The organism is Pistricoccus aurantiacus (genome assembly GCF_007954585.1).
GTDB classification, from domain to species: Bacteria; Pseudomonadota; Gammaproteobacteria; order Pseudomonadales; family Halomonadaceae; genus Pistricoccus; species Pistricoccus aurantiacus.
Genome location: NZ_CP042382.1, coordinates 2,557,571 through 2,571,388 on the forward strand (window position 1 = coordinate 2,557,571; position 13,818 = coordinate 2,571,388).

Here is a 13,818-nt window from a genome sequence, read left to right on the forward strand (position 1 = left end):
CCGAAGACACACACTGACACGTGATCGCTATGCTACAGGACTCCGCTCACGCCTATCGCCGTTCCCTCGCCGTCAAGTGGGTCGAGGACGGCATGAGCCAATCGGAAGTCGCCCGACGCCTGGAGGTTACCCAAGGCGCTGTCAGCCAATGGGTCGTTCGAGCGCGCCAGGGCGGCGAAGCGGCCCTCAAGACCCAACCGCGATCCGGTCGTCCGCCTGCCGAGCTCGTGCCCGGGTGTTGGCGACACTGGAAGCGCTGGGCCCGGAAGGCTTCGGCTACGAGGATCAGCGCTGGACGACGCAGCGCATTGCCGATGCCATCGCGCGCCTGACCGATGTCCGTTACAGCATCTCAAAGATCAGTGACCTGCTCCGGCAATGGGGCTGGTCTTGGCAAGTCCCTAAACGGCGGGATAGCCGACGGGACGAGGCCACCATCGAGCACTGGCGAGCGCAGCTCTGGCCGGCAGTAAAAAATCCGTCGAGGCCCGGGGCGAGACGCTGATCTTCGTCGATGAGTCGAGCTTTTATCTTTGTTCCCCGCATCAGAAGACGTTTGCCCCGGTGGGTCAGACGCCGAACGTCAAGGGAAAGCGCGGCGACGTATACAAGAGTGGGGATACTAGCTGTGCCGCCCGAAATTTCTACTGTTGAATACAAAATGAAGCTGCTTTATTACTAGAGTCAATATAAAAAATATCCATCCAGACGTTGCCATAATGTTGACGAGCAATGTTTTGTGGAAACCATTGAGTGACATGGAAAATAACGTTTCGATTATAACTGTCAATAATAATGCCAAAATAACAGGCAACGAAAAAAGATGCATGTACATTTCCGTTCGTCGGCGGCGTGTCCGGAAACGCTGCATGGTAATACGCAACGGTTTATGCATCCATGCAATTAGAACAAGCGCAATGACTATTCCCGAAGTAAAGAAAAAGGGTAGGCTTGATTTCAACCAAATTGTTACGCTGATCGACCAGGCTAAGAGAAGCCATGTAAACCCTTCAAGAATCGCGATTAGGTCTGCTGAAATACGCGACTTAAACATCTATGGTTCTCCTAACACTAACAGTTACTTTATTGTGCAGCGATAATGACTATAACACGTTTTACATATGTTGACCGAATGGTAATCCCAGTATCAACTGTATCACTCGACCATTCAGGTACTGCTGATCTTGTCCAGTAAACTTGGACAATGATTCATGCGGACTTCTTGGCTTTAAAAGTCCTGAGCTGACCTGTCCAATCGTACTATGCTGGACACTACTGATTTCAGTCCAACTCAATGTATCCGAACACTTGCTGCCTACAGCGTACGCCGTGAGCTTGTCACGACCTTGGATTTTGAGCCGGCTCGGCCCGTAGTCCTTACATCATAGGCTGCCACTATCGACGCGATCAGCGATAACCAGTGCCTCACCTTTGTAGACTATGAGTTAGCGGTCACCCATCCTCTTCATCGACGTTTCGTTATCGAGGTTGATGACTTCCATTAAGCTGCGGACTGCATCATGGTTAGCGACCTAGCGATTTTATAGCTGTTATTTTTAAAATCTTTCCGACAGTCTATCTTGTTCCAAAGCATGTATCGAACCAGGTCTGAACCCATTACGGTTGAAGAATCGTTGGAGAAAAAAAGCGACGATTTACGCTACGTTCGACGATTTACGCTACGTTCCGCGCTAAGCCATTAAGGTAAAAAATTAAAGCTATTTGGTAGAAAATGATAAAAAATTGATTTTAAACATCTTTATGCTCAACCATTCGCTTCGTGAGTCATTTTCTTATTCTGAGCAGACCAGGTTCAGTTCGAATTCCGCATGGTTTGTGTAAATCTTGCTAACGATTCTGATGGTACTCCTAAAAAACCATTCCTATTCCATGACGTTATCACTAGGAGATGGACGCCTTGGGTAGCTCCAGGGGCGTGCAGTGGATATAATGGCACGGTTTTATCGCCACGTTAGGTAAAATTTCTAATTTAGAATAAGTTTATTTGGCATCGATCACCTTGTGATGCGCGTAGCACCACGCTCAATGAAGTGTCGTTACAGCTTTTGTTGACAATAGAAGAGAAAAATTGGGTATGAGCAGCAACATGCTTCACTGAAAATACTTGAAAGTCGATTTTTGCAAGAACCGAAAACTAAAAAAACGAAACAGTCAATTGACGTAGGGCGAATGGTGCGGTGTCTGGCTAAAGCAGAGACATCCCATTCGCTTTTTGCATGGACGATTAGCAAGGCACAGTCGCTAATTCAAATTTACTAGGATAGTAATTAAATATTACTAGTTTCTATTTCGTATGCAAGTCCGGCAATAAGTGTGTAGAATTGTAAAAATCGTAATTTTTTGAAACATTAATATGGTCTTGAGCTTGCAGACGGCTTGGAAGAAATGTCGTATTAATCTTTCGGGCGGTAGCGTGGAAAAATACTCAAAGCAAGGCACTTTCAAGCATGCCTGCCTGCCTGCAATGTATCGATGCTGAAATATTCGAGGTATAGAATTGTCAATACATAATGAATGTAAATTATCATTCTAAAAAATCATTTTTATAACCACAAATTAAATAATAACGTAGCAAAAAATTAAAACTATTTGACCAGTATCTAAAAAATCCGTTCGCTGGTCTATGGTTGAAAAAACACCGTGAGAATTAAAAAAACAATAGACAAAAGTTGAGGATATGGCTTGTTGTTTAAAGCATTTTTCATCATTAGCAGGTTATAGTTTAGACGCAAATGCAATCAAGTTTTAAGAAACGGAATGTTTGGTTATAATTTGAAGTGTGCTATTGTAACCAACCACTAACCGCTCTTTATCGATGAGAGATATTTTATGCCAAGAAAAATATGTCGACTCTGGATCCCGACAATGGCTCTTGCTGCCAGTACACTAGTCGGTTGCTCTTGGGCTCCAGGTAGCGATCTCAAATATGAGTCCGAGGCAGCACCAATTGACGAATTGGTGGAATTTCGACCTATAACCCCGGGACTGCTCGCAACATACCGAGAAATTTCGCGGTCAGCTGCCTCTCGCACGAACAGTGATTTGGAAGCGGCAAAAGAAAATTATGAATATCAAGTCGGTAAAGGAGATATCCTTGACATCATCGTCTACGATCATCCCGAGCTGACCATCCCTGCGGGTTCCGAACGGAGCGCAGCTGAAGCGGGGAATCAGGTGCGAAACGATGGCACTATCTATTATCCCTATATTGGCAGGGTACGAGTCGTCGGTAAGACGATGGATGAAATAAGAGCGATCTTGACCCGTCGACTCTCCGAATACATAGCCGATCCTCAAGTCGATGTTAGGATGGCAGACTTTCGCTCCAAGAAGGTCTACTTGAGTGGCGCGGTTGCACAGCCTGGTCCGTTGCCCCTCACGACCGTTCCCATGACGATAATCGATGCTGTTAGCCAAGCCGGCGGGGCCAGCGAAAACGCTAATTGGCACAATATCATTCTCACTCGCAACGGAGTCGAGACGCCAATCTCGTTATACGATTTAATGCGCGAAGGCGACCTTAGCCAGAACATGCTGTTACGGGATGGCGATGTACTGCACATTCCTACGTCAGAGAATCAAAGCGTGGCGGTCATGGGTCAAGTAAGAATACCGGGCAACCTACCTTTGGGTAATGAACGAATTTCGCTAACCGACGCCATAGCTCGCGCCGGTGGTATCGATGAAACCACAGCTGAGCCATCGGGAATCTTCGTGATACGTAGTCAAGAAATAACCGAGGACAAGATTGCTACTGTGTTCCAACTGGATGTAAGCAATGCAGCAGCCTTTAGTATGGGAAAAAGTTTTATCCTGCAGCCTGAAGACGTGATTTACGTTACCACCGCACCGGTTGCACGCTGGAACCGCGTCATCAGCTTGTTACTGCCGACTATCAATCTACCAGGAGCGTTTACTGGTACGGCGACCGACGTTCAAGACCTATAAATGGTTTTATCCCTATGTTTGATCGTATTTTAGTCGTATGTATAGGTAACGTTTGTCGTAGTCCAGTTGCGGAGGCGATGCTTAGGCATCGCCTTCCCGATTTGCATATTGAATCGGCTGGTCTGGCTGCTCTGGTCGGTGAGGGCGTGGACGTTACTGCGCGAGAATTAGCTGAAGAAGCCGGCTACGATGTGGGTTCGCACAAAGCGAGACAGTTGAGTGCGAAAATGGTGCGAGAAGCGGACATAGTACTCGTTATGAGTGAAGGACAACGCCGAGCCGTGGGCGACATCGATCCTGCTTCGACAGGCAAGACTATGCTGATTGGGCGATGGCTGGAAGAAAAAACCAAGGACATACCGGACCCTTATAAAAAAAGCAGAGAAGCGTTTCAGCACGTGCATGACTTGCTTGAGAAAGCGACGAAATCTTGGGCCAAGAAGTTAGTATGATTCATCGATGTAATCCAGCCGTTCTAGATTTATAACCTGCTGTCTACAGAGATCGATACCAATGCGAATATTCATCTTTAACTTGACAAGATAGCGTCTTGATTCTCTGTTTTTTCTGCAACACTCTTTTGTAGATCGCGTTTTTATTATCCTGCCGATAAGATTTCTGACGAGTCCGTCCACTACTAGACCGGTCTAAAGTCATAAGAACGCCAGCTAAACAGCATCTGGAAAACAGTTTTTTTGCAAGAATAATTATTGATACTTCGAAAGATCAGCGATCTATAATTTGAGTGGCTCATCGGGAAGCACATAATTAACAATACATGCACTAAAATTGTGTACGGCTCCTTGTGAAGGCCTCTTTAAATTAAGAATCAAACCTCTTTAAATGAAATACCATAACTTCAAGAACTAATAGATAGTTGCCATGTTGAACATTTAAATGAGTAGTGTTCACCAAAACGTGGCAAGCAGTGACATCTTTCGATTCTCGAGCCGGTCAGTATTTTGTGTCATTCAATTTATGTATAGAACTGCTTGACTTGTAATTGCTTGCTGAACAATATCCCGCTTAATAAATACGCATTACTTGAAATTCCAATTTAGCAACTGTTTAATCACAGGAAGTCGTATGTTGAAAGATTCTGAACCTAAACAAGACAGAACGGATGATTCAGATATAAGTTTCGTGCGTCTGGTAGGTCTTTTATTGGATCACAAGTGGTTTATTCTGATTTTTACCCTATTGTTTGCAGTAGGCGGTGTTATTTATGCTTTGTTGGCTAAGCCTGTCTACAGAGCGGATTCCCTAATACAGGTAGAAAGCAAGAAAGGTGCAGCAAACCCGCTCGAGGATGTACGTACTATGTTGGGTGAAGAACCCAAGTCGGATGCCGAGTTAGGTATTCTTAAATCACGTATGGTGCTCGGTCAAGCCGTCGACCAAGAAAGGCTGGATATACAAATTATTCCCAACTACTTGCCAATTATTGGTGAGTTTCTTGTCAGAAACGGTTATGAGCGTCCGGCGTTTTTGGCTGACGCCGACAGCGATTTTTTACGGCAAAGCATGTGGGCCAATGAGCAGATAAGTATAGGTACCTTCCAAGTCTCGCAAGAGCTCCTCGGAAAACTGTTGACGATCGAAGTGTTGGATAACAATAACTACAGGATTGCTCGAGAGGACGTCTTTTCCGAAACAGGCAAAGTAGGAGAAGATGAAACGTTTTACGATGGAAGGATAAAACTACGTATTATCGAAATACAGGCGAAGCCAGGCGTGGTCTTTAATCTCGTCAAAACGTCACAGCTTGCTGCCATTAATAACCTGCGTAAGCGTTTTAGCGTAAGCGAACAGGGGAAAGAAAGCGGATTACTTAATTTAATGCTAAATGATACTGATCCTCAGCGAGCTCAGAGGACATTGAACGCGATAGATCAGATATATTTGAACCAGAATATTCAAAGACAAGCAGCTGAAGCCGAAAAAAGCCTTGAGTTTCTTGAAGAGCAGCAACCAGTTATACGAGAGAAACTCAGCCAGGCGGAAAACGAGCTTAACAAATATCGTACCGATCGCGACAGTGTGGATCTGTCGCTTGAAACACAGGCGATATTGGAAAGATTGGTAAGTCTGGAAAGTCAACTCAATGAATTGGAGTTTAGCGAAGCTGAAATTTCTCGAAAATTTACCAAAACACACCCGACCTATTCCGCCTTGCTGGACAAAAAACAGCAGCTTATGAGAGAAAGGGATATTTTAAATAATCAGGTCAAGAATTTACCTGAAACTCAACAACAAGTGCTGCGGTTGAGTCGAGATGTAGAAGTCAACCAGCAGGTCTATACTCAGCTATTGAACAAGATTCAAGAAATGAGTATTGCTCGCGCCAGTACGGTCGGAAACGTAAGAATACTGGATGAGGCTGTTGTCCAGCCGAATCCTATTAAACCGCGAAAAATGCTCTTGGTCGTCTTGGCTATCATGTTAGGTGGCTTGCTGAGCGTAGCAATCGTTGTACTGAGAAGCTTCTTCAATCGGGGCGTCGAATCGCCAGAGCATATCGAATCAATCGGTTTGCCTGTATATGCAACCGTACCACTTTCCGAGGAGCAGAATAAACTTGTCAGATATATAAAGTATAAAAACGAAAGGAAAGGCACGAATGTTGCTTTTGGCGTGCTGGCGGAGACTACTCCGGCCGATATTTCTATCGAAGCGTTGCGTAGCCTACGTACCAGCCTGCACTTTGCTATGCTGGAAGCTACGGACAATCGATTGGTAATTACAGGTCCCAGCCCAGGTATAGGGAAAAGCTTCATTAGCGTTAATTTGAGCGCTGTATGCGCCCAAGTGGATAGGAAAGTTCTGCTGATCGATGCGGATATGCGTAAAGGGCATGTACATCATGCGTTTGGCGACAGAAGCGATGGCGGTTTATCCGATTTATTGTCTGGAAGAAATAGTCTTGAAGAAGTGATTCGTGAAACATCAATTGAAGGACTAAGTTATATTTCACGAGGGATGGCCCCGCCAAATCCATCCGAGCTGCTGATGACAGAAGCATTTACTAATTTACTGAAAAGAGTCAGTGCCATGTTTGATTTGGTCATTATCGATACGCCACCCGTACTCGCTGTGACAGATCCAGCAATCGTAGCCAATCAATGTGGCACTACGCTTTTAGTCGCTCGTTTCCAGCTAAACTCTTCTAAAGAATTGAAAATTGCCAGTCGTCGCCTGGAAACTTCCGGTGTAGTCGTGAAGGGGTGCATATTGAATGCAATGGAACGCAAGGCGGCTACCGATTATGGTTATGGCTATTATAACTACTCCTATAAGCCAAGTTAATCTAGTTTGGCCAGTAGATTTAAACTTACAGGAAGTATTGTAACAACTAAGAAGTAGAAACCATTTATAATGAGTTTTCGAAAATGATATTGATTAGTTGCACTACTACTCAGGAACGAGTGGACAAACTTTTTTATACTATTGAATCACTAAAATATCAAAATAAAAAGCCAGATAAAATTATTGTAAATTTGTCTAAGGAGCCATATTTAAAAGACTCGGGTATAGAAAAGATACCTGTATGGCTCTCGGAAAATGCTAAAGTAGTTGTTAATTTCGTTAAAAATACCGGTCCATATAGAAAGCTTATACCCGTATTTGACATGGCTAACGATGACGATATGATTATTACGATAGATGACGATGTCATTTATCACGAAGAATGGTTAAATAAGCTGGTTACTGCTGGGGAAAAGAAACGAAATGCCATAGTTTGTGGTAAAGCCAGGGTGATGAAAAAGAATTTCTTCGGCAAATGGCAGTCCTATTCCAGGTGGAACCAGTTAGAAACCATGGAGGAAGGGCATAATATACTTCCTATTGGCTGTGCCGGAATTCTTTATAGGAAAAATCTCATAGATAAAGAATTTATCAATAACAAGAAATTTCTTTTACTGGCCCCAACATGTGATGATTTATGGTTCAGAATGGCAAGTATAAGGATGGGTATCGAGGTATTTGCTGACCCGGCCATAGACATTGGGAATATCTATATGCAACATGATGAAGGGTTGGATGTAATCAATCTCAATAAACCTGCAAGAGGATTCTTTAACAGACTCTATCATGCCTTCGCGAGAGAATACTTGGCTTATTTTGGTTTTTATCATTCACAGAATGATGTTGCATGGCGAGAAATCAATAAAAACTTTAGAACGGCTCTAAGAAAGTTTTAACCTCGACGCTGGCGAACCAGCTATTTTAACCCAGTAATAAAATATTAGTCGACTGCTACAATTTTATATTTTTGCATTCCTATGCATTCTTCCCGGCTTTATGAAGCTTGTGATCTTTAATAAATTTTTTAATTAAAAACTTATTGTTAAAAACGCCAATCCGGTTTCAAACATGCAGGACAAGGGTGTTTCGCATAAATGATATTATTAACTTTTTTATTATCTACAGCACTCTTGTTGATTAGCACAAAGTCCAGAGAGCTGAAATTTTATTTTTTTTCGGTATTAATCTTAACAGTAATAGTGCATCTTGTCTTTGCCATCGAATTTTCAATAACATCCGATTCAGAATATTTTGTAAGCGATGAAATAATCTACGCTTATCTAGGCGAAGGGCTCGATCAGCTGGCTATTCAAGATAGATGGTTCTGGATAGTTCTGAACAAGCTTGCTAAATACCCGCTCGAAGATCCCTGGTTTGCACAGAAATTTATCAACCTGATTGCTCTTCCCCTGTATTTCTATGTGTTATACAAGATGTTGGATAGCGCATTGGGCGCATTGCTAATTTTTATTTTTTTCCCTTATTTGTTTTATATGTTTCAGGTAGATCTAAGAGATATGACGGCTTTTGTATTGTTTATGAGCGCATGTTATTTCTTTTTTCATTATGACGTTAAGATTTTTTATAGATTGACGCTAGTAGTTCTGTGCTTATTTGCATTAGTTTTTTTACGGCCCTTTTATGTGCCTATAATTATTGTCTCTTTAGGCATTTCAGTAGCGCTGAAAAATATAGTGAGCAATTTCAGGCTAAATCCAATAACATTGCTCAAATCCATACTTTTACTGGGTTTTGTAATAGCTATATTTATTTTTTCAAATTCGATTGAACTTTTCTATCGTTTTTTTGGTAGGGCCGAATATGTTTTAGAAAATGGAATTCAGACACTCGATGGTACTGTTGTAAGTTTCAGCACGGGCTATGCAGTACAGTCGATAATACGTTTTTTTGCAACGCCTATACCGATATCGTTGTTTTCGCAGGTATTTGTGCATGGAAACTCGGACTATGGATATACCCATGATGTACTGAGAATCATATCACAATTCAGTCTGTATTTTTTTATACTTTTTTTCATGTATCTTTCCTTGAAAAAACCTGGCGCCATGATCAAAGTCATAATTCACCCTCCGCGTTTGGCTTTTTTTATAGGGATAATCTTAACTGTAGTTATTTATTCAATTTACTTTGGAGGAGGGAGTCATACCAGAATAAAAATAGGTATTTATCATCTCTTTTTTATACCTTGCGCTATCATATATAAAGATTATTTTTTAGGTGTAAGTAATCGGAGCAATAAGTGAAAAATGTTTTATTTATATCAGCTGCCTTGGAAATGTCCGATTCATCCGCGGCGATTAGAAACCGAAAATTAGTCAAGGCGCTTGCACAAAGTTTTCAGGTAGATTCGATCGAATTTTCGCCACGTAATGCTGAAAAAATGTGCGAATTACCGAATATTAGCAATATAGTATTGAAAATGCCCTTCAGTTTTCAAAATAGCAGCCAAAAAAAAGGCAAATCATATGGGCAATTAAATAAAATAAAGGATCGATTAAAATACTATACAAAAAGTATAGTGCCTGATAGTTATGCTGCAAATTATCGTCACATGGTAACAAGTATAGATAATAATGCTCCAGATAAAAAATACCAAATAGTTATCATAAGCTCCGATCCTAAAGGAGTGCATTTTTTATGGTTTTCATCTTTTGTAAAAAAACTGATTAATAACGGCGCTAAAACCTATCAATACTGGGGTGATCCTTGGGCAGGAGATATTGCATCTTATAATAATACCTTGACCAAGATTTTAGAAAAAAGAATTTATAGCAAAAGCAAATATATTATTTTTAATTCGAAGGGGACTTTCCTGGAAAAATCTGAGGGTTCATCGTACAAAGAAAAATTTCTTTTTTTGAGTAGAGGGCTTGATTGTGACGTGACGAGTTTTCCAGAGGAAGATTCGATCAAGCTTGAGGGAAAAATCAGGTTCATTTACGCGGGGGACTTTCATTCAAGATTCAGAAATTTGAATCCCTTCTGTGAAGCTATAAAAAATTCACCGCATGAACTCGCCATAGTAGGAAATGGTGATTTGAAAGAAGATTATCATGCGTTTAACAATATAAGTGTAAAAAAGCGCATGCCTTATAAAGAAGTTTCGCAGTTGGTTGAATCCGGCGATATTCTACTTGTTTTGCTCAATAACATTGGAAACCAGATACCTGGTAAGATATACGATCTAGCAAGTAAAAACAAGCCCATAATGCTGTTATACGAGAATGAAGAAATTCTTGATTTTATTCCTTTTTCCAGTAGATTCATTCTAGTGAAAAATGTGAAAAGTGAAATTGAGAACGCCATCTCAAAAATTTCCAATAATAATATAATAATAGATTATAAAGAGTTGAAAAAAGAAAACTATCAAGAAAAAGTCTTGGAAATTTTTGATTCAGGTAAAAGTTAAATGTCGATTATCATTATCGCTCCTGTGCATGCTTGGGATGATGTGCGTGTCTTTAAAAAACAGGCTGTGTCTCTCGCCAGGTCGGGTTTCGACGTCAAGTTGATAGCTCGTATAGAAAAAAAGGATTTTATCGATGGCGTTGAAGTCATACCACCAGCAGGAAGCAGCAAGAATAGATTTCTAAGGTTCTTGTCAATACCGTTAATTTCATTTCAAGCTTTATTCTTGAAAGGCGAGATTTACCATCTTCATAATCCGGACACTATTCCTATTGCTTTTTTTTTACGCCTTTTCGGCAGTAAAATAATTTACGATACACACGAAGATTTTACGCAAAGAATACTTTCACGATACTGGCTGCCAAAAATTTTAAGAGGCTTTTTTGCATGGGCTGTTGGCAGGGCTGAGGTGCTGACAGCGCGTGTTGCGCAGGCTTCTATCGCTACGCAACGAGAAGTTGCCGAGCGCCTGGGTAATAAATGTCTGATAATCAAAAATTTACCTAGAGTCGATGATGAGCTAATCGAGCAAGTATCTAAATTAACTAATCAAATAAATGACAAAGGATGTATCTTCAGGGTTGTCTATATTGGTGGCGTCAGTCCGGCACGAGGCCTCTACGAAATGGTAGATGCTCTACCTAAAGTCAACGAAGAGATCGATTGTCGTTTATGGTTGATCGGGCGTGCGCAGCAAGAATTTCTCGAGAGTGCTTCAAAAAGAAAAGGCTGGGATTACGTGGATTATTTTTCCAAAATGGCTCAGGAAAAAGCATTTGCCTATGTAAAAAAATCCGACATTGGCTTGATATACATTAATGACGTTGGCGGTCACGCTATGATTGACCCAAATAAAATTTATGAATATATGACCTTTTCCAAGCCTTTTGTCGCGAGCAATTTCAAGAAATGGCGAGAAGACTTTGAAGGTATCAATGCGGGCGTTTTTATTGAACCCGGTAGCTCGGATAAACTTTCTGAAAGCTTGTTGAAGCTTGCTCGCCTAGACAAGAAGGAATTAGAAAAAATGGGTAATAACGGCAAAAAGTTTGTTGATCATAATAACTGGGAAAAAGAGTACCAGCGCCTTTTGAAAATTTATGAAGGCATACTCGGATGCCATTCCGCCAGTTAAATTTTGCTTGTCCGCTTGATATAAATTCATGTTTCTTGAATTCAAGAAATAAGGTCGATTAATCATAATGCGCGTTATCTATTTCCATCAGCACTTTTCCACTCCACAGGGCGCCGCAGGTACCCGCTCTTACGAATTTGCCCGTCGGCTAGTCAAACAAGGGCATCAAGTCACCATGGTTTGCGGTAGTTATGGAAAAGGTAACACCGGGCTTGTGGGGCCTTTCAAGCGTGGTAAGCGCATTGGTGTGGTTCAAGGAATCAATATAATAGAACTGGATATTTCGTATTCCAATGATAATAATTTTTTTAAGCGAACTTTTTTATTTTTAATGTTTGCTCTGCGTAGTATCAAGCTGGTTTTTACACAAGAGTATGACTTGTTGTTTGCCACGAGTACTCCACTGACTGCGGGTATACCGGGTATCGTTGGACGTTGGCTTCGTGGAAAACCCTTTGTTTTTGAGGTGCGTGACTTATGGCCCGAGCTTCCAAAAGAAATGGGGGTTATCACGAATCCGTTCGTTCTTGCCGCCATGAGCCTGCTCGAATGGGCTAGCTACAAAAGCGCTCATCGGTTGATTGGTTTATCCCCCGGGATAGTGAAAGGTATCATCCTCAAGGGTGTCTCAAAAGATAAGGTGGCTTTGATTCCGAATGGTTGTGATCTGGACTTGTTCTCATTTACAGGGCGCTCAAGCGAGTCGCCAGTGGCCTGTAAAGAACCAGGCCACTGGCGTCCTGAAAATGTTTCTCAAGACGATTTCATGGCGGTGTTTACAGGAACTCATGGGATTGCCAATGGATTGAACTCTGTACTTGGTGCTGCTCGCTTGTTAAAGGAAAGAAACCGCAACGATATAAAAATTGTGTTGATAGGTCAGGGTAAACTCAAACCTGAACTACAGGCCAAGGCTCATCGCCAGCAACTGAACAATGTTGTGTTTCATGACTCGGTGTCCAAGGAAAGGCTTTCTGGTCTAATGGCCAGTGCCGATCTGGGTTTGCAGATCCTAGCCAATGTGCCAGCATTTTACTACGGAACATCGCCCAACAAGTTCTTTGACTATATTGCGGCTGGTCTGCCCGTGCTCAACAACTATCCCGGCTGGTTGGCGGATACGATTCGAGAATACGACTGTGGCTTTGTAGTGCCGCCGGATGACCCGGTGGCATTCGCCGATGCCCTCGAAGCCGCGGCTGACGATACACCCTCACTTGAGAGAATGGGCCGTAATGCTCAAGCTCTGGCCAGTGAAAAATTCGATCGTAACAAGCTATCGGCGTCCTTTGTCAGTTGGCTTGAAGCCACGAGGAAAGAGCAGGTTTCTTGTGGCAATTGAAATTCATTATTCTTATCCTGGAACACAAAAATGCTGAAGCGTTTTTTTGATATTCTTGTTTCCGCCGCGGTCCTAGTCTTTTTCACGCCAGTTATTATCGTGTTGATGATCGTGATACGAAGGAAGCTGGGTTCTCCCGTTTTTTTTCATCAGGTTCGGCCTGGGTTGAATGGGGCTCCCTTCAAGATGGTCAAGTTTCGTAGCATGTTGGATGCTTATGATAATGAGGGCCATCCATTACCTAACGAGCAGCGCCTGACGTCTTTTGGCAGATTTCTTCGTTCGACAAGTCTGGATGAGCTGCCTGAACTGTGGAATGTCTTGAAAGGCGATATGAGCCTCGTCGGCCCCAGACCATTATTGATGGAGTATTTACCACTCTACGATAGCCATCAGGCGAGGCGCCATGAAGCAAAACCCGGTGTGACGGGATGGGCTCAGGTCAATGGACGCAACGCCATCTCCTGGCAGAAAAAATTCGATCTGGACGTATGGTATGTCGATCATCAGACTTTCTGGCTCGACCTGAAAATTTTGCTCTTGACCGTCAAGAAGGTTTTCGTTCGAGACGGAATCAATCACTCTGATAACACTACCATGCCTAAATTCACCGGTAACTTTCGCAAGTAAACCCAAG

Annotated in this window: 11 protein-coding genes; all 11 read left to right on the forward strand. The window is 42.3% G+C overall.

Going from position 1 to position 13,818, the window contains the following annotated elements:
• Positions 1 to 92: 92 nt before the first annotated feature.
• The 11 genes from FGL86_RS18410 to FGL86_RS12090 all read left to right on the forward strand — a co-directional run bounded on the left by FGL86_RS18410 (position 93) and on the right by FGL86_RS12090 (position 13,811).
• Entirely contained in the window at positions 93 to 332 is a 240-nt protein-coding gene (locus tag FGL86_RS18410) for a helix-turn-helix domain-containing protein (protein WP_425468327.1), read from the forward strand.
• Entirely contained in the window at positions 236 to 505 is a 270-nt protein-coding gene (locus FGL86_RS12045; protein ID WP_425468286.1) for a helix-turn-helix domain-containing protein, read from the forward strand. Before FGL86_RS18410 ends, FGL86_RS12045 begins: the two co-directional genes overlap by 97 nt.
• A gap of 2,381 nt (positions 506 to 2,886) precedes the next feature.
• A complete protein-coding gene (locus tag FGL86_RS12050; protein WP_147184777.1) occupies positions 2,887 to 3,969 on the forward strand; it encodes a polysaccharide export protein in 1,083 nt (360 codons plus the stop codon).
• 14 nt (positions 3,970 to 3,983) lie between these two features.
• Positions 3,984 to 4,421, forward strand: coding sequence for a low molecular weight protein-tyrosine-phosphatase (locus FGL86_RS12055; protein WP_147184778.1), 438 nt, complete (start codon positions 3,984 to 3,986; stop codon positions 4,419 to 4,421).
• 634 nt (positions 4,422 to 5,055) lie between these two features.
• Entirely contained in the window at positions 5,056 to 7,275 is a 2,220-nt protein-coding gene (locus tag FGL86_RS12060) for a polysaccharide biosynthesis tyrosine autokinase (protein WP_147184779.1), read from the forward strand.
• Between the two features lie 119 nt (positions 7,276 to 7,394).
• Positions 7,395 to 8,171 (forward strand): glycosyltransferase, encoded by a 777-nt coding sequence (locus FGL86_RS12065; protein ID WP_186764398.1) that lies wholly within the window; start codon positions 7,395 to 7,397, stop codon positions 8,169 to 8,171.
• A gap of 198 nt (positions 8,172 to 8,369) precedes the next feature.
• Positions 8,370 to 9,539, forward strand: a complete 1,170-nt coding sequence (locus FGL86_RS12070) for a hypothetical protein (protein WP_147184781.1) — start codon at positions 8,370 to 8,372, stop codon at positions 9,537 to 9,539.
• A complete protein-coding gene (locus tag FGL86_RS12075; protein ID WP_147184782.1) occupies positions 9,536 to 10,705 on the forward strand; it encodes a glycosyltransferase family protein in 1,170 nt (389 codons plus the stop codon). The genes FGL86_RS12070 and FGL86_RS12075 overlap by 4 nt, the downstream gene beginning before the upstream one ends.
• The gene (locus FGL86_RS12080; RefSeq protein WP_147184783.1) at positions 10,706 to 11,839 is read left to right on the forward strand and encodes a glycosyltransferase; all 1,134 of its coding nucleotides are present in this window, start codon (positions 10,706 to 10,708) and stop codon (positions 11,837 to 11,839) included.
• A gap of 67 nt (positions 11,840 to 11,906) precedes the next feature.
• Positions 11,907 to 13,181, forward strand: coding sequence for a glycosyltransferase family 4 protein (locus FGL86_RS12085; RefSeq protein WP_147184784.1), 1,275 nt, complete (start codon positions 11,907 to 11,909; stop codon positions 13,179 to 13,181).
• 30 nt (positions 13,182 to 13,211) lie between these two features.
• Positions 13,212 to 13,811 (forward strand): sugar transferase, encoded by a 600-nt coding sequence (locus tag FGL86_RS12090; RefSeq protein WP_147184785.1) that lies wholly within the window; start codon positions 13,212 to 13,214, stop codon positions 13,809 to 13,811.
• Positions 13,812 to 13,818 lie beyond the last annotated feature (7 nt).

Bases quoted from the DNA above. Each gene is read 5' to 3' on its own strand.
- FGL86_RS12055 (WP_147184778.1), top strand. From the start codon at position 3,984: ATGTTTGATCGTATTTTAGTCGTATGTATAGGTAACGTTTGTCGTAGT.
- FGL86_RS12060 (WP_147184779.1), top strand. From the start codon at position 5,056: ATGTTGAAAGATTCTGAACCTAAACAAGACAGAACGGATGATTCAGAT.
- FGL86_RS12080 (WP_147184783.1), top strand. From the start codon at position 10,706: ATGTCGATTATCATTATCGCTCCTGTGCATGCTTGGGATGATGTGCGT.
- FGL86_RS12050 (WP_147184777.1), top strand. From the start codon at position 2,887: ATGGCTCTTGCTGCCAGTACACTAGTCGGTTGCTCTTGGGCTCCAGGT.
- FGL86_RS18410 (WP_425468327.1), top strand. From the start codon at position 93: ATGAGCCAATCGGAAGTCGCCCGACGCCTGGAGGTTACCCAAGGCGCT.
- FGL86_RS12085 (WP_147184784.1), top strand. From the start codon at position 11,907: ATGCGCGTTATCTATTTCCATCAGCACTTTTCCACTCCACAGGGCGCC.
- FGL86_RS12070 (WP_147184781.1), top strand. From the start codon at position 8,370: ATGATATTATTAACTTTTTTATTATCTACAGCACTCTTGTTGATTAGC.
- FGL86_RS12090 (WP_147184785.1), top strand. From the start codon at position 13,212: ATGCTGAAGCGTTTTTTTGATATTCTTGTTTCCGCCGCGGTCCTAGTC.